General features: G+C 50.5%; 19 protein-coding genes. 13 read left to right on the forward strand and 6 right to left on the reverse strand.

Annotated features, from left to right (window positions below):
* Positions 1–100 precede the first annotated feature (100 nt).
* On the reverse strand, positions 101–901 hold the full coding sequence (locus tag AC6I7T_RS29720; RefSeq protein ID WP_497791480.1) for a TIGR03435 family protein: 801 nt from the start codon (positions 899–901) through the stop codon (positions 101–103).
* A 456-nt stretch (positions 902–1357) separates the two neighbouring features.
* Between AC6I7T_RS29720 and AC6I7T_RS29725 the strand changes: the two genes are divergently transcribed.
* Positions 1358–1600, forward strand: a complete 243-nt coding sequence (locus AC6I7T_RS29725) for a hypothetical protein (RefSeq protein ID WP_497791481.1) — start codon at positions 1358–1360, stop codon at positions 1598–1600.
* Positions 1601–1664: 64 nt separating this feature from the next.
* Here the strand turns inward: AC6I7T_RS29725 and AC6I7T_RS29730 are convergent, their stop codons facing one another.
* Complete coding sequence (locus tag AC6I7T_RS29730; protein ID WP_497791482.1) at positions 1665–2180, reverse strand: DUF1441 family protein; 516 nt, start codon at positions 2178–2180, stop codon at positions 1665–1667.
* A 282-nt stretch (positions 2181–2462) separates the two neighbouring features.
* Here AC6I7T_RS29730 and AC6I7T_RS29735 point away from each other — a divergent pair, with 282 nt between their 5' ends.
* Positions 2463–3467, forward strand: a complete 1005-nt coding sequence (locus AC6I7T_RS29735; RefSeq protein WP_497791483.1) for an AAA family ATPase — start codon at positions 2463–2465, stop codon at positions 3465–3467.
* Positions 3460–5937 (forward strand): S8 family peptidase, encoded by a 2478-nt coding sequence (locus tag AC6I7T_RS29740; RefSeq protein ID WP_497791484.1) that lies wholly within the window; start codon positions 3460–3462, stop codon positions 5935–5937. The genes AC6I7T_RS29735 and AC6I7T_RS29740 overlap by 8 nt, the downstream gene beginning before the upstream one ends.
* A 554-nt stretch (positions 5938–6491) precedes the next feature.
* Here the strand turns inward: AC6I7T_RS29740 and AC6I7T_RS29745 are convergent.
* Both AC6I7T_RS29745 and AC6I7T_RS29750 read right to left on the reverse strand, forming a co-directional pair.
* Positions 6492–6791 (reverse strand): hypothetical protein, encoded by a 300-nt coding sequence (locus AC6I7T_RS29745; protein WP_497791485.1) that lies wholly within the window; start codon positions 6789–6791, stop codon positions 6492–6494.
* Positions 6792–7174: 383 nt separating this feature from the next.
* Positions 7175–8620, reverse strand: a complete 1446-nt coding sequence (locus AC6I7T_RS29750) for an alpha-L-fucosidase (RefSeq protein WP_497791486.1) — start codon at positions 8618–8620, stop codon at positions 7175–7177.
* A 431-nt stretch (positions 8621–9051) separates the two neighbouring features.
* Here AC6I7T_RS29750 and AC6I7T_RS29755 point away from each other — a divergent pair, with 431 nt between their 5' ends.
* The 10 genes from AC6I7T_RS29755 (at position 9052) to AC6I7T_RS29800 (ending at position 19266) form a co-directional block, all read left to right on the forward strand.
* Positions 9052–11145: a glycoside hydrolase family 6 protein gene (locus tag AC6I7T_RS29755; protein WP_497791488.1), complete on the forward strand. Its 2094-nt coding sequence runs from the start codon at positions 9052–9054 to the stop codon at positions 11143–11145.
* Between the two features lie 586 nt (positions 11146–11731).
* Positions 11732–12802, forward strand: coding sequence for a S1C family serine protease (locus tag AC6I7T_RS29760; RefSeq protein ID WP_497791489.1), 1071 nt, complete (start codon positions 11732–11734; stop codon positions 12800–12802).
* Complete coding sequence (locus tag AC6I7T_RS29765; RefSeq protein WP_497791490.1) at positions 12803–13078, forward strand: EsaB/YukD family protein; 276 nt, start codon at positions 12803–12805, stop codon at positions 13076–13078.
* A 10-nt stretch (positions 13079–13088) separates the two neighbouring features.
* Positions 13089–14285 carry a HesA/MoeB/ThiF family protein gene (locus AC6I7T_RS29770; protein ID WP_497791492.1) on the forward strand — a complete coding sequence of 399 codons (1197 nt, stop codon included), beginning with the start codon at positions 13089–13091 and terminating at the stop codon, positions 14283–14285.
* Entirely contained in the window at positions 14282–15094 is an 813-nt protein-coding gene (locus AC6I7T_RS29775) for a M67 family metallopeptidase (protein ID WP_497791493.1), read from the forward strand. Before AC6I7T_RS29770 ends, AC6I7T_RS29775 begins: the two co-directional genes overlap by 4 nt.
* Complete coding sequence (locus AC6I7T_RS29780) at positions 15091–16155, forward strand: FHA domain-containing protein (RefSeq protein ID WP_497791494.1); 1065 nt, start codon at positions 15091–15093, stop codon at positions 16153–16155. Before AC6I7T_RS29775 ends, AC6I7T_RS29780 begins: the two co-directional genes overlap by 4 nt.
* Entirely contained in the window at positions 16152–16787 is a 636-nt protein-coding gene (locus tag AC6I7T_RS29785) for an NINE protein (RefSeq protein ID WP_497791495.1), read from the forward strand. Before AC6I7T_RS29780 ends, AC6I7T_RS29785 begins: the two co-directional genes overlap by 4 nt.
* A gap of 14 nt (positions 16788–16801) precedes the next feature.
* Positions 16802–17464, forward strand: coding sequence for a DUF4339 domain-containing protein (locus AC6I7T_RS29790; protein ID WP_497791496.1), 663 nt, complete (start codon positions 16802–16804; stop codon positions 17462–17464).
* A 22-nt stretch (positions 17465–17486) separates the two neighbouring features.
* The gene (locus AC6I7T_RS29795) at positions 17487–18098 is read left to right on the forward strand and encodes a ubiquitin-conjugating enzyme E2 (protein ID WP_497791498.1); all 612 of its coding nucleotides are present in this window, start codon (positions 17487–17489) and stop codon (positions 18096–18098) included.
* A gap of 148 nt (positions 18099–18246) precedes the next feature.
* Positions 18247–19266: an amidohydrolase family protein gene (locus AC6I7T_RS29800; RefSeq protein WP_497791500.1), complete on the forward strand. Its 1020-nt coding sequence runs from the start codon at positions 18247–18249 to the stop codon at positions 19264–19266.
* 144 nt (positions 19267–19410) lie between these two features.
* On the opposite strand, the gene AC6I7T_RS29805 is transcribed toward AC6I7T_RS29800, so the two are convergent.
* On the reverse strand, positions 19411–19878 hold the full coding sequence (locus AC6I7T_RS29805) for a hypothetical protein (RefSeq protein WP_497791501.1): 468 nt from the start codon (positions 19876–19878) through the stop codon (positions 19411–19413).
* 341 nt (positions 19879–20219) lie between these two features.
* Entirely contained in the window at positions 20220–23309 is a 3090-nt protein-coding gene (locus AC6I7T_RS29810) for a S53 family peptidase (RefSeq protein WP_497791503.1), read from the reverse strand.
* Positions 23310–23703: the final 394 nt, after the last annotated feature.

A 23703-nucleotide genomic window follows, 5' to 3' on the forward strand; every position in this document is an offset into this window, starting at 1 on the left:
TAGATATACGGGATGATATCGCTGTAGCGTGAAAGGGGATGGCCCAATATTCGCTTTGCTCGCGGAGATGGGCCATCGGGACATTCCTTGTGGATCTGGCCTAGTTCTCTGAAGGTCGTTCAATATGATCGATGATAAGGGTATCGACTGGTGCTGTTGTCGCTTTCAGCTTTAGTCCGAGCTGCTCTTTGATTGCACTGAGAAAAGAGGGACCTTCTGTCACGTCTTGGCTGGTGCTAGAAGTAGACGGTGCCGAGGCAAAGGTGTCGGGTGCCCATTCCAGGGTGAAGTCATATCGGCCACTAAGCCCTGTTTGGTTGTTTACGGGACGAGCAAGGGGAGAAACCGTCATCAGCATGGACGAGAGGAGATCGAGAGTTGTATTTCGAGATCCCAGAAGAAGGTTTCCAGCAGAAGCGCGTTTCATGGCATAGACATCACATTCAAGAGGGAATGTTTCTCCTAGTTGGCTGGAAGGGGTGTCACAAGCGGGTCCTTCCTTATGAGGCTTAAGCTTGGGTCCTATCTTTCCAGGATTCTCGAGAATAAGGGCGTAAACCGGTGTTTCCCTCTTCTCAAAGTGAGCCTTCAATTTGAAGCGGTCGGTTAGCAGGGCTTGCATCATCAGACGCATCTGGTCTTTGGTTGGCTTGCCCTCGGCTTTTGCATCGATTCGAAAACTGTCGTTTGCAACCCATTGGGGGAGATGTGCAAGTAGCGCTTCTTGTTGCTCACGGGACAAAGCCAGTTTGTAGGCAAATTGAATATAGACGGTGATTGGAAACTCCGCTGTAAATCTGCCTGGGACTGATGTATAGGAATCGTCGATGCTTAATGGGAAGTTTGGCGGATGGAAGTTGTTCGGATCTGCCAAATGGATAGAGGCTACTTCAAATGCCATTTTGCCTCCCGCCAATTTTTGCCATTCCGGACTGTAGCCTGTAGCGTTCGAGGCTAACTGTGCGTGCGCGTTATTGAGGCACGAAAGACAAGAGCAAAGAAGAAACCAAAACAATACGGCGACAGGGCGGTGAATCGAGAGAGAAACCCTTTTGTCAAAAGCGTGTTTCCCAAACGTTACAGCTTCTTGTTCCATTTCCTAGATCCTTTCGACTGCATCTCCGCAAAACCGTGTCATTCTACTCCCGCGGTCTTTAATAGAACCTGAAGGGGAGTGCTATTCCCGTATTCCTAAGTCACCGTGGTCGTGAAAAACTAGTCTTTCGATAGCAGACATATCTCTATTCACTCCCCTATGTAGTATGCTATATTTAAGCACGAATGGAAAGTTGAACAGGGAATTGCGACGAAATGTAAGGCAGGGTAGTCATAGTTAGGGGGAAAGGTTGGCATCGATATGTTCGATATGCAGAGTTCCGGACGAATGACAACAGACGGCTCGTCTGAGCTGGAGGAACAGCAGCAGATCGTCTCTCCCTGGTATCCGATTATCGCCGGAGTGATAGGGGGCGTGATCTTTGCATACTGGTTTTCCTTGATTTCACGATCACCGTCTACAGGATTTCCTTCGCTTCTGGCATTTTCGTTGATCTACTTATCGATGGCTTTGATTGAGCCGCGCCCACTCGCTAACGGTTAGCTTTGGAGGTGGAGCAAAAACTTTGGCGGCGTTTCTAAAGCAGATTTCGAGAGAGACTTTACCCTCAGGAGACGTCGCCAGCATCAGAGCCCTCAATATGGATGACTCCAGCCGACACGATTAACTCTCCGAGGATGGCCAGAATCTCATTCTCCACAATGGCTTTAGCCTGAGCGGGTTTGCTGGTATTTGCCAAATTTTGAGCCAGTTTTGCGGGCATCGAGAGGAGTCGACACCGGACAGTAGCAAAACAGCTGGAAAGAGCGTGCTCGATGTCTGCAATAGCGGCTACTTCTCCCCGCTCTCTCGCCAGCTTCAGTTCGGCCCGTTGAGCCTCAAACTCATACTTCCTCGCCTGAGCTTGCTCCAGGTCTGGGTGCTCGACTGAGGTGGATTTGGCTTTCGCGGCAAGCTGGAGCTTGTAATCCAGGTACCATGGAAACACCTCGCTCCAGATATAAAAAACTTGCTTGCCATTTCCGTGTTTTTTCAATCCCCGCTCGACGAGGTTCTGAAGCTGGCGCGTCGTAAGTCCTAATCTTTCAGCAACTTCCTTCGGTTTTAATCTTTCTTCTGCCATTTTCTGACCCTCCAGATGGAGGAAACGGAAACGCGCCTAAAATTTGCCATCGGTCCAAGCAATGTGTGCGGTGGCGCGTCACCCGCATACGCAAAGGTCTGGGAAGGACCCGCTATTTTTTTCCGTATTTACATATGAGACCATAGCCTAAAGCTCTCCCTTCCCTTGTTTAATAGCGCAAGTGTAAGAATTTGCACAATTTAGTTTCTTTGTGGGCGGCGATATACGTCATATCCTCATTGATTACTTGTCGTTGGCCCGTCCAGATGTCATGCTGTTTTTATGAGTACCGCGCGCCGTACAGTTTCACTACTAAAGAGTCACATCCAACGAGACGATCAAGAGTTCTTGTCGGTTGCGATGGAAATTGCTGCTCATGAGGCGCGTCTGGGGCATATTAAGATTGCCCAGCAGATACGTGATTTGATAGACAAAGCGCGGACCAAAGGGAGTGTATTTGACCCCAGACCCGTTTTAGTTCTTCCAGACAGGAGTGAGCTCTCGGGACTACTCTCCACAGAAAACTCGGATATTCGCCTGTCGAGCATGGTGCTCAGTGAAGCTATAGAAAAGCGGTTATCTCAAATTCTCCTCGAATATCGGCAACAAGATCGTCTCCGAAACCATGGTTTGCGCCCTCGCCGAAAGATTCTGCTTGTTGGTCCCCCTGGAGCTGGAAAGACCATGACCGCAGCTGCGCTCGCAGGTGAGCTAAAGCTTCCGTTCTCGACGATTTTGCTGGAAGGACTAATTACTAAGTTTATGGGCGAGACAGCTGCAAAACTCAAGCTCGTGTTCGAGACAATTGCTCACTCCGAAGGTGTTTATTTATTCGACGAATTTGACGCACTCGGCGCAAAAAGAACACAGCTAAATGATGTAGGTGAGATTCGTCGCGTCCTTAATAGCTTTTTACAGTTAATGGAAAAGGATGATTCACAAAGCTTGATCGTGGCTGCTACGAATCACCCTGGGATGTTGGATCATGCTCTGTTCCGCCGTTTCGATGATGTATTGGAATATGAACTTCCAGACGAGATGACTATTCAACGCATACTCGCCGCTAGGCTTGTGACATTTCTTCCTAAACGTTTAGACTTAGAACCCTTTACGAACGAAGCAAAAGGGCTAAGTCATGCAGATATCAGCAGAATCGCCGATGATTCGGCGAAACGTGCGATACTTGCAAATCGCCATTCTGTGACTTCCGACGATATTAGAGAATCGATGAGAGAACGATTAATCGCAGCTCGCAAGTTTGATCCACTGGAAAACATAAATGCCTGACCTTGACCGTAACCTCCCTCACCTATACATTGAAAAAACTGCAAAACCTGAACTTTACACATCCAAACTTCGACCGCAGACACCCCCTCCGCCTCATGTCAATCGTGAAAAACATGCAAAACATCTTATAAGCTCCCTTAATAAAGCTCTTGCTCAGCTTGATGAAAACATCTCAGTACGCCAGCAATCAGGGCAAAGTAACCTCGACGGATTCTATCTAGAATTCCAGTTACCTTCAGGTTCTGAGCGATTTGTAGAGAAGCTTGAGGATCGTCGAAAAAGAATCGAACTAGTATCGGTACGCAACGAAAAAGATCATGGTTATGCTGCGACGGTGTATGTGCCTTTACATGCAAAGTCACATTTTTTAGACAAGATCAAACAATACCGCGCAGAGAATACCAATTCTGAAAATCCCCGCCCTCGGCACGAAGATTTGGTTTCCCGAATACAGATGATAGCGCTGGGGAGTTTCAATTCTGTTTTTATTGGCGAAGCTGAAGCATTACCTAAGACCAAACAGAATGTATGGTGGGAGGTTTGGTTAAGGAATGGCCATCATGATCAATTTCTAAAAACAGCACGCACGCTAGGTATTGAGCTCTCTCCTGAAAAAATAATTTTCCCAGAGCGTGAGGTTATTCTTGCCTATGGAACTAGCGTACTGATGGGAAGGGCTGTCATCGATTCTGGCGCTGTTGCAGAGATTCACAGGGCACAAGATACACCATCGTTTTTTACCCAAATGGGAAACGCAGAGCAGGCTGACTGGACCTCCGATTTGTCCGAACGAATCACAAAAAACAAATCAGACGATATTGCTGTCTGCATATTGGATAGCGGTATCACCAGAGAGCACCCCCTACTTAAGGAAGGAGTTGCCAACAGCGATATCCATCTATACGACCCTAATTGGCCCAAAGGCGACAGTTCTGCATGGCATGGACATGGTACGGCAATGTCCGGCTTAGCTCTCTACGGAGATCTTTTCCCCCTTCTGAGCGGAAAGCAAAAGGTCGAGATGAGCTATGTTCTTGAATCGGTAAAGATGCTCCCACACGATGGAAGCCAACACGATCCTAAACTATACGGGGCAATAACTGCAGAATGTCTAGAACGCCCCGAAGTATCGAAACCTAAGCGTCGCCGTATTCACTGTATGGCTATAACTGCTCCAGACTTGCGCTGTAATGGTAAGCCATCCTCTTGGTCTGCAGCTATAGATAAAGCAGCTTGGGGCGATGAAACAATCCGCCGTCTCATCATACTGTCAGCTGGGAACATTGACGTTTCCTCTATAACCAGCAGGGAATATCTGAATCTAAACGACACCGAACCGATCCAAAACCCGGCACAAGCATGGAATGCGCTAACAGTAGGTGCTTATACAACAAAAACACAGGTCTCCGACGATTCTTATAAAGGTTGGTCTCCAATTGCTCCGGTAGGGAATCTTTCTCCGACAAGTTGTACATCCGTAATTTGGGAAAAGCAATGGCCTGTCAAGCCAGATGTCGTCCTAGAAGGCGGGAATTTATTGTCGCTTAAGGACAAGACAACTGCTGCAGACGACCTCTCGCTGCTCACTACGCACTACAGACCTAATATTAAGTTGATCGAGACTTTTGGCGACACGAGCGCGGCAACTGGCCTTGCAGCACGTCTTGCGGCATTGATTTTAGTTGATCGCCCAAAAGCATGGCCGGAAACCATACGGGCATTGATAGTGCACTCGGCGCAGTGGACCTCTTCTATGCAAGCAGCATTTGATTCGGCCAAAAGTGAACAGATCAAGCGCACTCTCTTACGACGTTACGGATATGGTGTTCCCAGAATTGAGCATGCCATTCGTAGTGCAAAAAATGATGCAACCATCGTCGCTCAGGAATACCTTTACCCTTATAGAAAGTCCAATGATCGAGTGTCCACTTATCAAATGAACATTCATGAACTTCCATGGCCACAAGAATTATTGCAAAACTTGGGGGCGAAGGATGTTGAGTTAAAGGTGACACTTTCGTATTTTGTGGAGCCAAATCCTGGGGAACGTGGTTGGCAATATCGTCATCGGTATCAATCTCACGGGCTGAGGTTCAAACTTCAACGATCCGGAGAGACGAGGGACGCATTTTTCGCTCGCGTTTCTGCTGCTATAAAAACCGAGGACGAAGATGAAGGGGCAGTGGAGGAATCGGATAATTGGACCCTGGGAAGAATTCGCGATTATGGTTCGATCCACTCAGATATGTGGAGCGGATCTGCCGCTGAACTGGCACGTCGAAATCATCTCTTAGTTCATCCGGTAGGGGGATGGTGGAAAGAAAAGCCCTATATGAGGCGCTATGACCAGCAAGTCCGGTATAGTCTTTGCGTTTCCCTCCGTGTTCATTCTGAAATCAATATCTACACCAGCATCAAAAACCTTGTAGAAGTCAGTACCAAGGTACAAACACCCATCATTATTGAATAATAATTCACTGTTATCGAAATAAGAGGAGTTACAGCCAGCAATGGCGTCTCCTCTTATCCTCTCCGCTTGCAACTTGCTCTCCCACTGTTAATCATTCCCGTGATCAAATACGCGATTTTCTTCAGAAAACTGCCGAGCGTCTCTTCTCTGTCCCGATCGGACAGCGTGACTTCGAAGCGATTCTCGACCGCTACAATGGACATGAAAGCTTCTTCTATCTGAATCCCCCTTATGTGCAGTTCAAAGACAATGGCAGATATGGACCGCTCTCGTCTCAACAGCGAAAAGCTCTGTTTGAGCGTTTAGCCAAACTCAAAGGAAGATTTCTGTTGAGCTTTGATGTCTGTTCGGAAAGTATAGACCTTAGCCGGTCCCATGAATTTTGGTAAGAGGTGTAGGTGTTCGCTACACGTTAGATGGAGCAACTAAACGAACATCCGCACAGTAAGTGATGATCAAGAACTACACTCTTGGGGCATAGAGGTGCGGACGCTGAGCAACAACTGCACTGCGTCCGTTAGTAGCTCCTTGTATTGCCTCTCAAAATCGCCACGTCATGTCTTCTTCCCGCTAGATTTCGCATCATTTCTAATCTTGTCTGCCGGATTCTTGGGTGTATTTCGAACCGCCAATAGAACACTGAGCGCATTCTGAATTTCCCTTGTGTCTTTAGTTGCTTCTGCTGCCTTCTGAGCAAGTTCTGCCAAGACGACTCGAATACTGCGTGCTAACTCTAAACAATGAGCATCTGTCATGTCTGGATTATGGAGCCCTTTGCTCAGAGCGGAGTGAAGCAGCGTTAACGGATTCTGACCATTGATCAGAAGTGTTTGCGGAATAGAATCTTTGGCCATAGATCTATGGGTGGCCCACCTTTGCGAGCGAAGTGAAGCGAAGGGCAGCAAAGGCTGGATAAGCGGGGGCTTTCATATTGGTAATCTAACGATAATTTGAAGTGTAACTTTGTCCTGCTATCGATATGGAAAGTTGTGTTTCCCCTCCCTTAACTCGTTACGCCCCTGAAGATGATCCCCGAGATTTGCTGTGACGTCACGCCCCTACAGATATACCATAAGTTCAGATCCATGGTCCGCGATGTGCAGTGCAGTTCTCTCTTGCTCTGATGAAAAAAAGAGCAATCAATCAATCGACAGTAAAAGCACATTCAATGTTCTCACCCCTCTTCCTGGTTGATGTTGGAATGCTTCAACCAGGAAGAGGGATTGCGAGCGTTTGTTTATTTTGTGGTTTTGAGAACCAAAACTGTTGCGATTGGATCCAGCGCTTTTGCCGGAAGCTGAATGTCGAGATTGTTACCCTTCTGTGTCAGCTTCAGAGGCTTGTGTGCTGGATCTGCCAGCAGATAGGCTTTTGTGACCTTGCGAGTCAGTTTATTGAGATGGAAGGTGCCATTGGGCCATTTGAAAATCTCAATAAAGATCTTGTCCGCAGTGGTTGTAGAACGCCAATCCCATGCCGGAATGAACTTTGGATTCCCCTCCTGATCTTTCTCTGTCTTGCTGAGGGTTCCGGCCTCATCCCCGAAGAGGGTTGGCTGCGTATCATAGATCGCTTCACCATTGACGGACAACCATTTGCCCACTTCCTGAAGGCGCTCGACTTCGGCGGCTGGAACAACGCCTTTGGAGTCCGGACCGATATTAAGAAGATAGTTTCCTCCCTTGCTGGCAATGTCGATCAGATTCCTCAGCAGGGTTTCGGTGGACTTGAAATTCATGTCGTCTGACTTGTATCCCCAGGTATCGTTGATCGTCATGCAGGACTCCCAGTCGCGACCAGGGAAGCCCTTCGCCGGGATGTACTGCTCCGGCGTTTCGGTGTCTCCCTTATAACTTCCTCCCAGGCGGTTATTCCAGATGAGGTTCGGATGCTGATTGAGAAGAGAAACGACTTCTCCTGCAAGTTGCGGCGTCATGTTTTCGGTCGGTGTATCGAACCAGATAACGGCGGGGAACTCGCCGTAGTTTGTCATCAGTTCCTTCAATTGCGGAATGGCTTTGGTGTGGAGGTAGGTAGCGAAGTCGCCATCCTGCGCTGGGTCCCAATGATTGCCGGGTCGGTCGTGATGATCGGTTTGATAAGCCGATCCGCCGGGAGCTGTCCAATCCTGATCCTGCGAATAGTAGAAGCCGAGCTTAATCCCTTGCTTGCGACACTCTTCCGCGAGTTCCTTTAAGGGATCGCGATGGAAGGGTGCTCCTGAGACGATATTGAAGGAGTTGGCTTTGGAATCGAACATTGCAAAGCCGTCGTGATGTTTAGCGGTGATGACGATGTACTTCATGCCTGCACCTTTTGCTAAGGCGACGATGTCATGAGCGCTGAAAGCTGTGGGATTGAATTGCGAGGCGAGAGCCTTGTAATCGGCGACGGGAATGGAGGCGTTATTCATGATCCATTCCCCGATACCGGGAATGGGTTTCCCTTGCCAGCTCCCCGCGGGAATCGAATACAGACCCCAATGAATGAACATGCCGAAGCGGGCTTCCCGCCACCATTGCATGCGGGCATCGCGTTGAGCCGGTGTTTCCGTGTTCTGAATAGCCGGGACGGGGTGCTGCCCGGTAGCTGTATTGAACTTGTCGCCTTCCAATTGCGCATAGGCAAGGGAAGAGGCGGCCAGTAGGGAGAGCGCGGCGATGATGCGAAAAGATCGATTCAAGATTGCTCCTTGACTACGATTCTGTGCAGACAAATTGTACAAAAGGTGACGAAACTCTGCGGCGCATCCGGGAGTTTGCTCTGATCCAAATCGCAACCAGGCCTGTAAGTAATGAGACTGGGCCTCAAGTCCTATGATTCTCTATTTTTGCCCTATTGCAACTATATCTGTTTACTACTGGAATTCCAGCGTATCCCGGTAACAATGAATGAGTTTCGCCTGGGTTCTGCAGGCTTTTCGTGATGTGAATAAGATATTTTGTTGCGGCTTGGTTTTGTAATCTCAAAGGGTGTAACTTGCCACCGTAGGTCTGTTCTGCTTGCTCGTTGCGCTTTTTCCCCAGTCTTCCTGTTTGTACTAAAACATCTCAATCTGTTTACTCGTCTCTATGCGGAAATCCCGTGTGCGACCCAATACAAAGGAGGAAGACTATGTACCGTGTGTATGGCAAGCTGTGCTGGCAATTATTGTTTGGCCGGCAAGTGGCTCTGACTGCGATTACGATTCTCGCGTTACTATTCTGTGTAACCGCAACTTCTTCAGCTCAACACGTCGCCAATCCCTACGCGGGAGCGACACAATATCTAAATCCTGACTACACCAAGGAAGTTCAGGCAGTAATTGCGCAAACAAGCGACGCTACTCTTAAGGCTCAAATGGGCGTAGTTGCTACCTATCCAACTGCGGTCTGGCTTGACAGTATGTCTGCCATTACCGGCAACTCCGCCAACGGTGGCCGCCTGGGTCTGGCCGGACATCTTGATGCTGCCTTAGCTCAGCAGAGCGGATCCCAACCTGTTGTGGTAACACTTGTTATTTACGATCTACCTGACCGCGATTGTGCCGCACTGGCTTCTAATGGAGAAATTAGTATAGCGGCTAATCCTCCGACACAACCTCTAGCCGGGATTGACACTTACAAAACAAAATATATCGATCCTATTGTTGCTATCCTGTCGAATTCCAAATACTCCAATCTTCGTATTGTGGCGGTGATCGAGCCTGATTCCATACCCAATCTGGTCACAAACACGGGACGCAGCTTCACAATTCAGAATTGTGTGGATGCACAGACGAGCGGCGTTTATGTTCAGGGTATTCAATATGCAATCAATAAGCTTCATGCACTGTCGAATGTGTATCAGTACCTGGATATCGGGCACTCCGGCTGGTTGGGGTGGTCCAGCAACTTTACTCCTGCCGTCACGGAGTTTACTCAACTGGTTGGAGGTACAACGGGCGGCCTGAACTCAATCGACGGTTTTATCAGCAATACCGCTGGTTATACTCCCACAAAAGAACCGTACATGACGGCGACTCAGAGTATAAATGGCCAGCAAGTTATGTCTGCCAATTTCTATCAGTACAACCCCTATATCGACGAAGGCTCTTTCGATGCGGCGATCTATCAGGCCTTTGTGAATGCTGGATTTCCTGCCAGCATTGGCATGCTGATCGATACCTCGCGGAATGGCTGGGGTGGTGTGAATCGTCCATCTGGGCCTGGCAGCAGCACCGATCTTAATACCTACGTTAATGCTACCCGGATCGACCGGCGAAATTCCCGGGGACAATGGTGCAACCAGAGCGGTGCAGGTTTGGGCGTGCCTCCAGTGGCCAATCCCTCGGGATACTTTGCACAATTACAGGCATTCGTCTGGATCAAGCCGCCTGGGGAATCTGATGGAACCTATGCCGAAAGTTCGCAGTATGTTTCCGGCGAGAATAGCGACGAGAATTGTAATCCCACACATGTGAATGCACTGGCGAATAATACCGTGACCAATGCTTTGCCGAACTCTCCTGTGGCGGGTTCGTTCTTCCCGACGGAGTTCTCGATGTTGATACAGAACTCTTATCCCGTGGTGCCAACCAGTCCTGGAGGGACCTGTACTACGGTACCATCGGCTCCATCGTCGCTGTTGGCAACAGCCACCTCCTCCAGTGCCGTTACTCTCACTTGGGGGGCCGTAACTCCACCGACAAATTGCGGCATTAGCGCCTACTACGTCTATCGCAGCACGGTCAGTGGTTTTACGCCATCAACAAGCAATCTGGCAGGGACGGTAACGGGCACAACTTTCTCCGACGCCGGGCTGGCGGCCTCTACAACCTATTACTACAAGGTTGTGGCGGTCGATAGTGCGGGTTCGTCCGGTGCCTCTGCGCAGGCGAGCGTGACCACGAAGGCAGGTGGCGGTAGTTCCAGCTGTCATGTAGATTACACAATCTCCAATCAATATCCAGGAGGGTTCCAGGCTGGAATTACGATTACGAACAATAGTTCGTCGGCAATTACCGGTTGGACGTTGACCTGGACCTTTGCTAATGGCCAAACGATCTCGCAACTCTGGAATGGATCGGCGAGTCAGAGTGGCGCGAATGTGACAGTCACCAGCCTCAGCTATAACGGAAGTATCGCGGCTGGAGCCAGTTATAGCGGGATGGGATTTAACGGGACTTGGAATAATACAACCAATGCCATTCCCGCATCGTTTGCTCTCAACGGCACAACGTGTAACTAAAACTTTTCAGGCTCAGTGCAGGCCTGATGGGGACGCTCGCGTGGCTATTCCTAAAAGGAATGGTTGCGCGAGCCAGAGATCTTCTCTCAAAGAGTAGAACAGAAGAGCAGCATTTCGGCAGTTTCCGCCGAGCCCAGATTTTCTGCAAACACACCCTCAATTACCACAATCCTTCGGATAGAGCAGATCGCCGCGACAGAACTTGTGAAAAGTTGCAGTTTTCTAACGCGATGTCTATTCCTGCCGTGTTCATCGAAGCCAAACAGTTATTCCAAAGATAATAGTTGGTGTCCCTGTGTGCTGGTATTTGGGATTTCAGTGAATATTTCTGCATAGGGAGGAAGTCAGATTCCTTCCCTAGATAGTTTACTGTTTGCTAATCAACACTCACAGCCTATCTTGAGCTATAGAAAATGAAAGCTTGCAAAGCCTACATATAAAGATAAAATTGGGCATACTATAGCAATTCCGGCGTTACTATGTCCGATCAGAGTGCGGTTAGGTGCCGCTTCCTTTGGCGGAAAACGGCTTCGAGCTTCGCAGCTCTCGGATATAGCTATGCCGGAATTACTATAAGCGGGTTTGAATGGATCGAATTGTAATCAGTCATAGCGAGCTGGCTGAGGCTCCAGGTTCAGCTACTTCCTCGGCGGCTCCCTCATTAAGGTTGGACCCGCCTATTCGCTGGTGGGCAAAGACTTGCATTTGGTTGCTTATCGTGGTACTCCCGGTTCTTTGCCTTGTAAGCGTAATTCTCCGGGTGGTGTATCGTAACGCGGCTCCGCGCGTTAAGCAGGCTTGGTTATCTCTTCTGGCAACAGCGCTAGCTGTTAGCGGTATCTTGTCATCGGCAGGAGGGGTGATTGCTTTTTTTGCGTCTCCGGTCCAACCTGCGAGCTTTAGCGAAGGTTTGGAAGAGTTCGATAGCCGGACAAAGTTCCCAGCGGTGTCTGCACGCCAGGATCTGACAACGGAAGAAGCGGCGGCACAATTGAAGCCATTAGTTACTGTAATTACACCGGCGAGGAAGAACTGGTTTTCAGGTAAAGATATTCCGTCTTCCATTCTGGGAGCCGGAATACTATTGCAGGCGACTAAAGATGGTTACCTCATTGTTACTGCCAGGCACGTTATAGATGGAGGCTTGGTTCCTACTAATCAAGAGCGGGCATTGGTTGCATCCACTTCCGGAACCTGGGCGGAGGCGCGGGTCCTGGCACGGCATTCCAACCTGGATCTAGCTCTTTTGTGGCTACCTCGTGTCCAGGGAGATTCTAATTTTGCTCTTCCCGTTATGAAGGTCGATCAGGTAAAAGACGGGGCTTCCATTTATGTGATCGGCCACCCGCAGGGGCTACGTTTCACGCTGAGTACTGGTATCGTTTCGCGAAAGGATAAGGATCTGATTCAGATTACAGCCCCCGTTAGTCCTGGGAATAGTGGTGGGCCTCTGTTCAATTCCCGCGGAGAACTTGCTGGAATTGTGACTTCTATGGTGGATCGGAGTCGCAGCCCGAATGCCGAGAGCCTGAACTTTGCTGTTCGCGCAGATGCACTGCTGGACTCTTCCGGATGGAAATTCCTTGGTGATGGGCAACATCGTTTAACGCTATTTCAAGAAAGCCAACGCACAATACACACAGAGGAAGAAAAGTGAATGGCAACGATTAATGTGACAGTTTATGACTCTACCGAGAATAAAAGAGTTCCCGTGGAGCTTCCGGACGATGCCCCTTGTAACAAGATCATTGCGGTACTAATCCAAAAGCTGCAGTTGCCAGTGAATGGCCCCGACGGTGCGCCGCTTAGTTATAAGTTCCATCATAAGAATTCCGGACGTCAGATTTTGGATGGGCAGACCCTCGCTGAAGCGCAGGTAAAGGATGGCGATATTCTTCGCCTGCAGCCGGAGATCACCGCTGGCGGTTTCTGAAAGGATTGGGATGGAAACTTCTTCGCAGGTTGACGCGCTTGAAGATCGTTACAGCCGTTTACGGCTGATTCCGTGGTGGGATCAAGCACGTATAGCTGCGAGCCGGATTCTGGTAATCGGTGCCGGTGCTCTCGGGAATGAGATTTTGAAAAATCTCGCGCTCCTGGGCTGCAAGCAGGTTGTAGTCGTCGATATGGACCGAATCGAGGTTTCGAATCTATCTCGGTCGATTCTTTATCGTGCATCCGACCTTGGAGAGTTTAAGGCCGTTGCTGCTGCCAAGGCCTATCGGGAGATCTTCGCAGAAGCAACGGTAATTCCTCTTGTTGCCCATGTGATCCATAGCTGTGGTTTGGGGCTCTTCGAATGGGCAGATGTGATTATTGCAGGCTTGGATAATCGCGAAGCCCGGCTCTGGATCAATCGCGCAGCTTGGAAGATGGGGCGCCCTTGGATCGATGGCGCAATCGAAGGCGTCAATGGCGTCGCTCGTGTCTTCCTTCCGGGACAGGCTCCTTGTTACGAGTGCACGCTTGGTGAGATTGATTGGGCAATTCTGGATAGAAGAATGTCCTGTAATCTTTTGGCTCATCGGAAGGACGTGGAGGGAAAGGTTCCAACCACTCCGACAATTTCTTCGATCATTGCGGGAATTCAGGTGCAGGAAGCCATTAAGCTTCTCCATGGTCTGCCGACCCTAGCCGGACGCGGTTTTGTCTTCGAGGGTATGAATCATACCTCTTATACAGTCGAGTACACAGAGAATCCGGATTGTATGAGCCATTACACTCTTCCGCAATTAATTCGGCTGGAGGAACGGTCTGAAGCCTGTACGGTAAAAGGGCTTTGGCAACGCGCGCAAGAGGATTTAGGAACGGAAGAGGTAACAATCGAGTTTAGCCGGGATGTCCTTTGGCGATTGCAATGTCCTCGTTGCGGCCAAACAGAAGAGCGGTTTGTTCCTGTTGGCAGTGTTCTTTATGAAGAGGGTGCTTGTTCCTGCGATGGACAGAGACGCATCGTAGAGACGATTCATGGATACACCGGCAGCGAAAGCTGGGGGGATCGTAACCTGACCGCGTTAGGTCTGCCCCTCTGGGACGTATTTGTAGCTCGCAGTGGCGAACGCGAAATTGGCTATCTTTTCGATGGCGACCGGGAGATGGTTTTGCAAGCAGTCCCGGCAAAAGAGGGCACGGAGGCATGAAACAGAAGCCAGGAAAAGTAAAGGGCATCGTGTTGCATATTCAATGCGAAGCTGTGCGACAGATACGGCAGCATGCACGCTCTTCCATGAAAGCCGAAGTTTGTGGGGTTCTTATCGGTTCGGAAGGGGGCGGAGTAACGACGGTTGAGGCTAGCATTCCCGGAGCAAATGCCGTGCAGGCCGGAACGCATGTGACCTTCACTCAGGATACCTGGGAGCACATCTATCAAATTAAAGATCGTGATTTCCCGGATGCTCGGATTGTGGGCTGGTATCACTCGCATCCCGGTTTCGGAGTATTCCTTTCCGATCACGATACCTTTATTCACAAGAATTTCTTTTCGTCTCCGCAGCAGGTGGCCTGGGTTTTCGATCCTCACTCGGATGAAGAAGGCTGTTTTGGGTGGGTAGGAGAGGATCTGGAACGGCTGGAGCAAATTACCTGGATTGACGATAAGGGTGGAGAGGGTGCAGGGGAGACAGGTAAACCCGAACCGCTAACGATAGGGGATGAGGAAGAAATAGAGGAAGATGAAACGAAGAAGGATGAAGATGGTGGCAAGCTGCTGCTTCATCTGGCCAGTGCGACGTTAAAGTATCTTCTTGTTTTTGTCGCCGGATTCTTTCTTTCCTGGTATCTGTTTCCGCGTGTGGTACCTATTCCTGTCGATCCTCACACCGGCCGGCCTCTTTTTAGTTCTCAACCTGATGCGGGAGGGGGGCTATCTGCTCAACCGCAAAGCGATGGTTCAAAGGCTGGAACGCCTGACGCCACTTCTGCCCCACAAGATACGAAAGGGAAGCCATGACCGACGGTACTCCGAAGGATGGAATTAAGATCACGCTGGAGGATCTCGATAAGGTACAGGTTCCTGAGAGTGCGCCCCAGCCAATTCTGCCCGCAGGCCCGGAAGCTCGTTCGTATGGCAGTATTACGGATGCTTCCGGCATGGCACCCGCTATAGAACATGAGCGCGGGAGCTTGTTTTTGCAGGGGTGGTTCTATCTCGGAGTAGCGGGACTACTTGGGGCATTTCTGGGATGGGCCATTTGTGAGCCGGGGTTTACCGATGGGATAGGACGAGGCTCCTGGGGCAATCTCATCCTGATGCCAGCAATTGTAGGTCTTATGACAATCGGCTTCGGGCTTGCAGAGAGTTTGGTTGAAAGATCTATACAGAAGGCCCTTCTGCGCACTGCTTTTGCTATTCCTCTCGGCGCCGTCCTGGGATTTGTATTCTTTGTTATTGCCAACATCGTCTTTAATATTGCTATTGGGATTACCTCTGCGGTGGGCATTCACTCGTATCGCAACCCTGTCTTCTGGTTAGCACGTGCTATTGCTTGGGCTGTTTTTGGCGCAGCCGGAGGTATCGTTTATGGCATCGTTGGACAGTCGTTCAAAAAGGGTAAGTTCGGAGTTCTCGGAGGCATAATTGGCGCCGCCTTGGGAGGCTTTCTCTTCGATCCGATCTCGATATGGACAGGAGGCCCTAAGGCTGCGGTGAGCCGCGCTGTAGGGTTTTCGATCCTGGGATTATCTACGGGCGCAATGATGGGCGTGGTGGAAAGCGCACTCAAGGATCGCTGGCTTTATGTGACGGCAGGACCGCTTGCAGGGAAGCAATTCATCTTGTACAAGAGCCGGACTCTGCTTGGCAGCAGCCAGCAATGCGATATCTATCTGTTTAAGGACCCCTCCATCCTGGCGCAGCATGCTGTATTTGAGACAAATGGAGCACGAATAACATTACGAGCTAGCGGACAGGCTTTTGTCGGAGGCGTTCCGGTTGCAAGCCGAGTTCTTCTCGATGGAGATCTGATACAGATTGGGCGCTATGCGTTTCGTTATAAGGAGAAGGTCCGGTGAGTGCGAATGCTGTATGCCCTTATTGCCGTACGGCAGTTGTAGAGACTGAGTCGGATTTCCTCCTGTGTCCTGGGTGCGGGACTCCTCATCACTCCGACTGCTTTGAAGAGAACGGCGGCTGTACTGTCTTCGGTTGCAGCGCTGCTCCGGCAAATGAACCGAAACTTAGTATCAGTGCTCCAGATCTGGAGGCGGCAAATCAGGTAGCTGCCGTATATCCTGCCGTAGGTGCATCTCGGCCTGTTCCACCGCCTCCTCCACCTCCTCGCCCTGGTGCGGCAGGGAACAATAGCGCTTCCTTCTATACCCCCCAGTTATTCAGCTCTACAGGATACTGCCCTCCGCAGTCTCCTGCTCCATGGGCTGCGGCTCCTGTGTTTCGTGTAGATCCCACGTTTTTGAATGCGCAGCAGGTGTCTACGAGAAACCGAACAACATATCAGCTGCTAGGAGTATTTCTTGGTCCGTTGGGCATTCATAACTTCTATGCAGGCTTCAATACGAAAGCACTCGTTCAGGTTCTGATAACGGTTTTCACCTTCGGGATTGCAGGGTTTATGGTGTGGATCTGGGCGCTGATCGACATATGCACTGTTACCAAAGACTATGACGGACTTCCATTCCGTATTTAGAGGGGGCGAAAGTTTTGGAATATCGAATTAAGCGTGGAGACCAGGAGTTCGGTCCATACAGCCTTGCGGATTTACAGCAGTATGTGCGGAGCGGCAATATAGACAAAAATGATTTAGCCAAGAGCGAGGGAATGGACAACTGGGTTCCGGTATCGCAGGTCCTGGGCGATATCCTTGCTCCCGTAACCTTTACGGCTCGAACAAATTTCTCGTCTGAGGCAGAGATGCCACCTTCGGGAGAATTCGTCGCTTTGCCTCCCAATCTGCATTGGGGGTGGGTATTAGCTCTAAATATTGTGACTCGTTCCGTCTTTAATATGATCTGGGCATTGATACAGGCAAATTGGGCCAGGAAATTATCCGGCAAGAATACCCCGATGGTTCTGATCGCTATGTATCCAGCAAGCATTGTTTGCGGAGTTATTGTTTCGGTAATTGGTGGTGTTCAGGATATGCAGGCATTTCAACTTCTGGGTGGGTGGTTTTTGCTTATGGGGTTGGGCTGTATGATCTTTGGTGTTTTCAAGATTAAGGACGCGATGGAAGAGTACTACAACAGCGTTGAAAACATGGGTCTGTATTTGAGCGGGGTGATGACCTTCTTTTTCAGCGTGATTTATCTTCAATATCACATTAACCGTATCGCTCGCTGGAAGAGGGAAGGCGTTTTCTCATAAACCTCTACTTGATTGGAAAAATATGTCGTCTCCACGTACACGCAGACTCTTGATCGATGCCGAATCGTTACAACGCCGCCTTGCCAATTGGCCGTTGATACAGATTAGTGGCCAGTCCGGTATTCCGCCTGAGATCTATCGAATCACGTACCACCTGAAGGGATTATGTGTCGATGCGGGAGGGAAGATTGTCGAACGCGATACTCATCTACTAGAGATCAATCTTTCTCTCGGCTACCCGAGGCGCGCACCACAATGCAGGATGTTGACTCCCGTCTTCCATCCAAACTTCGATGATACCTCTGTCTGCATTGGTGACTTTTGGGCCGCATCGGAGGGATTGGATGATTTGGTAATCCGAATCGGCAGGATGATCGCCTACCAGGAGTACAACACAAAGAGTCCACTCAATGGTCTGGCTGCAAAATGGGCTGCACAGAATACCCATCTGCTTCCTATCGATGGCCGGGCGATCTCTCCACCTCTTTCGTCGGATACTATTCCCGAAGCCGCTACAGGAGAGGTGAAGCCGCAGAGTCCTTCTGTCGAGACGGTAACATCGGCTTCGGTCGAAGCTGCGGCAGAAGCTTCCGATCCGTGGAATGAGAAGATCGTAATTCAGTCTCTCGGATAGAAAATAGCTCGCTAGGACAGTACGACTGCCTCCGGATCCTTCCTCCGGTGGCAGTTCATATTCGTTTTGGTTATTCAGCAGAGATGTAGAATCGCGGTTTCCCGGAACAATTGGTTTCCAATTGGCGTATGCCTTCATGAGGAAACCAATGAAAGTTTTGGTTGCATTCTTTGCAGGTGTGATTCTCTGCCTGTCTGCGTGGGGGCAAGACCGTGGACCTGATGTTCCCGCCCCGATTATCGATATACATATGCACGCTGTTTCTGCTGACTCACAAGGGCCGCCGCCGGTGAGTTATTGTGCGCCTCCGACGGTCTTCCCTCCTGCGGATTCGGGAAGCACCTGGGGGAAAACCTTCTTCGACATGATGAAGAATCCTCCGTGCGCGCATCCCCTTACTTCGCCAACGACGGACCGCGAGATGATGGATCGCACCTTGGCAATCCTACGTCGCTGGAATATCTACAGCGTCACGAGCGGTCCTCTGGTGAAAAAATGGCACAAGGAAGGTGGAGACCGCATCATTCCCAGCAGGATGCTTATGCTTGGTTCCGATGCGCCTTCGCTGACAGATCTTCGCGCTGAGTTTAAGAGTGGACACTATGCGGCGCTGGGCGAGGTCGGCATTCAGTATCAGGGAATCGATCCTAGTGACTCGCGTTTCGAGCCTTACCTAGCCTTGGCTGAGGAGCTGGATATTCCCGTAGGAATTCACATGGGTCCAGGGCCTCCGGGAGCGCCTTATTTCGCCTCGAAAGACTATCGGGCTCGGTTACATTCTCCGCTGTTACTGGAAGAAGCACTGTTGCGGCATCCAAAGGCCCGGATTTACGTTATGCACGCAGGTTGGCCCATGCTCGACGATACCTTGGCTCTGCTATGGACGCATCCCCAGGTTTATCTGGATACGGCCGTAATCGATTATGTGATTCCGAGAGTGGCATTTCACGACTATTTGCGCAGAATCGTGGAAGCGGGCTTCGGGAAGAGAATCATGTTCGGTTCCGACCAGATGGTATGGCCCGGCGCGATTGAAGTCGGCATCGATTCCATCGAGAAAGCAGATTTTCTTACTCCTGAACAGAAGCGGGACATTCTTTATAACAACGCAGCTAGATTCCTGCGGCTGACTCCGGAGCAGATCTCGCGACAGCAACATGGGGAATGATCTGCCATTCTTCGATACCGAATGTGGAGGGCAATATAGAAACTTCATACTCCCATCTACGAAATATGTGGATGGGAGTATGAAGTGAACGATGTGCATTCTCTGTGCATCCATACCGCTAAAGCTTATGGCCCAGCGGGCAGTTTATTGGTGCTGGTCCGAGCCCGAGGTCATCGGGATAATGAGCTCATCTTTGCTATTGAATTCGAAGTCCGTCACGATCAATCCCTGCTCCGACCGGTAAATACAGAACTTGGCAAAGATCGGTCCTTTGTCTAGGTCTATTACCAGGTAGATGACCCGTGCTCGCGGCGAGATTTCGCGGTGTCCAACGACTTCGAAACCCTGATAAGCGCCATAGAGATCCTGGATGTGGTGCAGTGAGATGGCCTGGTTGAGGGCAGATTTGTTTCCTTCGAGAGGGCCATCCTTGATCCAAGTCCGGATGGCTTCTTCGGGGCCTTTGGTCCGGTATGCGTCCAATCCAGCCAGAATGATGCGGGGCAGCCTGTCTCCAAACCGCCTGTCACCGGAGTCAGGGGCCTGAGCTGACAACGTTGGGTGCGCGAACAGCACAGTGCCTATGAGAAGAAAGAAAAAGATTCTACGCATATCGGGAGCAATTTAGGTCCAGCATTTTCAAATTCAGAGCCAGAGAAATGTAGCCGTTCATCGTTTGATCTATGCCGAACCCAAGCATTACCTTTCGTGAAATTTCAATCGCAAATTCTGAAAACAGATAGTAATTCGAGCGGACCTTTCAGTAAATGATTGGCTCAAGGTCAGTGTCCGGAGCAAATGCAGTACCACTTACAAGCTGTACACAGGAACGACGCAGCAAGATTGAAAGCGCTCTGAAAATACAGCGGAAGGGAAGATGGTATGGCTATAAACAGATAGAGCGGGGTTATCGAACCCCGCTCTATAGACTAGTCGTACTCTGTAGGTTGAATTTACTGCACGGTCAGGTTGACTACAGTGGTTGCTGTAGTTGAACCGGAAGTGCCGGTTACGGTGATCACATAAGCACCCTTTGTAGTGCCGGGATCGGTGGTAGTTCCCCCCGAGCCTCCCCCTGTGGTGCTGCCTTTCGAACCTCCACCGCAAGCGACCATGCTTCCCGTAATAACAATCAGGAAAGCCATTACTCCCAAGGTTGTTTTCCAACGACGGCGTCCAGGAATGAAGATCAGGACACAGGCCAGCGTTGCGCTTCCGGCTGCATACCAACGAAGGGCCGGTGCCGAAGATGCGAGCTGAGCCGATGTCGTGGGTGCAGTTGTCGAGATCGTCATCGTTGCTGTGACGGGATTGGTACCCGAGATTGTGGCTGGGTTGCCGGAAGTGAATGCGACGGTTGGCACATGCTGAGCGCCAGACGGGCTGGAGGTCACTGCTGCTGTCAGTGTTACGCTGCCGGTGAAGCCTCCGCTAGGCGTCAAGGTGATGGTAGAGGTGTTAGAAGTTGCCGATCCTGCGGAAACGGATGTAGCCGTTCCGCTTAGGGCAAAGGAGGCAGGGACCGCCGCGTTTACCGTGAGCGAGGCTGAGGTGGAAACCTTGTTGTAGTACACGGCACTTGCCGTATCCGGAGTATAGTTGGCCGGGATAGAGTAAGTCCCTGCCGTAAGCGTTCCCGCGGGAATAGTGAGAATTGCCTTCCCTGAGGAGAGTTGCACTGCCGATGCACTGGCAAAGCTACCGAAATCTACAGAACCTGTCGGGGTGGGCAGACCCGTGCCCCCGGCAACAGTGACCGTTACTGTTAAAGATTGCGTAGTAGATATGGTGGAAGCCGAAAGCGTTTCGGTTATTGTGGGATTGACCGGGTTCTGGGTGACAGACACAGAGGTTGTGCTTGTGGCCGTATTGTAGGCTGTGGAACTGGTTGTGTCCGGAGTATAGGTTACTGTGAAGGTGTGATTCCCCACAGTCAGGGAGCTTCCGGGGATGGAGATTGTGGCAGATCCTCCGCTAAGAGTTGTAGCTGCCGAAGTGTAGGTTCCATCGCTTGCGGCTACAGAGCCTGTTGGTACCGGATTTCCGCTGCCATTGGAGACGTTGATTTTCAGCGAGAGTGTATCGGTAAGAGCAATACTCGTTGCTGAGGGCGAAATCGTTATAGAAGGTGTTGCCTTTACAGAAACTCCATTAATAAAGGCATTCACATCGAAGGAGCCGAGGCCGGTGACAAGGTCGTAGCCATCTGTGACCAGATATCCCGCCTGCCCTCCGGTTAATCCGGTGGGAGAAGGAGCACTGTTGTTGCACATGCTCGGCGTGTTTACGCTACAGTTGGTGACTCCGCTGGTAGCGACAGTGACGTCGTGGAAGATGCTGGGGCTGCTTGCCGCCGTTGAGTAGAGCGCAGGATTCAAATTGCCCAGTGCTGACCCTTTCTTCTGATCGAGGAGCGCCGTAATTCCAGCCATGTCGGGTGCCGAGGCGGAGGTTCCGGAGAACAATGTAAAGTAAAAAGTTCCTGCTTGTGTGACGCAACCCCCTCCTCCTGCGGCAAAGCATCCAAAATAGCTATCGTGGTTGGCCCCGGAGAAGGAAACATCGGGTGTGTATCGTCCTGCTCTAGCAGTCGGAACGCCGGTTCCCGTTTGCCAGGATGGGGTTGCGATATAGGAGCTGACACCGCCCCCCGAGGATGCGACTACAGGGGAGTTGGAGTGCAAGGGATCGTTCCAGCCGCCTTCCGGAATATAACGCAGTGCCGACGAGAGTCCTGTGCTGTTGTTCGAATCCCAATAACTGCTGGGTGAGCTTGTGTCGGCAAACTCCGTTCCACCAACGCAGGTTACATAGCTGGAAGAGCAGATATAGTTCGGACTGTTCGGATTAGGATTGGCAGGAGGCGTCTCAAAACTCGTGTCACAGCCTGAGGCCCCGGAGTCACCGGAGGAGACGAAAACCGAGATTCCCTCGCCTGCAGCCTGTTTGAAGAGCGAATCCCAAAAGCCAACGTTCACCGAACCTGCCGCCGATTCGCATTCCCCGAAGCTGATGTTTATGATCTGGGCAGGAAGCGGCGACGTGTTCACCAGATACTGGACGTCGGCCCCGATGCCTCCACTGGCGTTTGTGGCTACAACCAACAAAATGTTGGCGCCCGGAGCAACACTACCTGCACGTAATACATCCAGTGTTGCCTCCTCTTGGTCGACAATATTTCCGGAGGCCGATTGCGTGGTGAGTGCAGGACCAGGATCAACTCCTCCATAGGTTGTTGGAACAACTTCCGTGGGCAAGTTGAAGTTGGTATTGGTCTTGCTCATGAAGTTTCGGAAATCGTCCATGTTGGTGCGTGCACGACCGACAATACCAATCGTGTAGCCGGTACCGTTCAGATTGGAAGGCAGATTATAGATGGTTGCGAAATCGGCTGGCGAGATGTAGTGTGTTCCACTTCCAAACGTTGCATTAGGGGATGACGTTTCCAGCGCTTCCATATGGTGGGCCGGGCGATCTTCAACTGTGTATAGACCCTGAATAGATTTTACGGCTGGAGCCAACGCGACAGGGATCATCGGATCGGTAGTTACCGACATGCGGTCGGTATTGTTTACCCGATAGTTTCTCAATTCTGTCTGAAAGGCACGGTTGATGTCGGCTGCCTTTCCACTGAAGCCGATGAATGTCTTACTAGGTGAGATCCAACCGACATTTAGTCCTTGAGATTGCAGCCATCCTGTGATGTTGTCAATGTCCTGTGCTGCCAGCCCGAAGCGTTCGCCTATCTCGATAGGTGTTAACCAGTGGTGATATTGGGGCGAGCCGGGGTTCTGTTGATCGGCAAGGAGTTGCTCGAAAGCAGCCTCTTGCTGCGGAGAGCGAGCCAAGACCATCGTCAGCTGACTGATTGTCTGGTTGGGAGAAACCAGCCCGATGCTGTTGCTCTCGTTTGCCCACTGTGGATGATGATGCGCCAAAGGCCTTACCTGCAGAGATGTTACCGGGCGCGTCAGCAGACTGTTCTGTGCCTGGATCACAGAACAGGACAGAAGGATTGCTATAGGTAGGGAGAAGATCGACAAGGATCTTATCCGACGAGAGAACTTATTTAGGCAAAGGCCTGCTTGTGAAGGCAAAAATAAGGTGAGAGCGTGCTTCAGAAGTCGCATTCAATAGTCTTTCTTTTTAGGCGCTGGTTCTTCTGTTATACGCTGAAACAGAGTCTTATCGATAGACTTACCCTGAGGGTATTAATGAAACAATTATGAATAAACTTACTTACTTGTTGATGTATTGTGTACGGCGGCTGCGGCAGACAAGACTACGATTTTAGATAGTGATGCATAGCTTTGGCGCGGAGTTGGTTGTAGTGACAATTTCTTAGGAGGAGCTATCATTGCTCCGTTGAGGGGCATCTTTTCCTACGTTACTTAAGTTTTTCGAGTGGATAAAGTGTTACATATCGGTAACCTGGGA

Source organism: Humiphilus diazotrophicus, assembly GCF_059726315.1.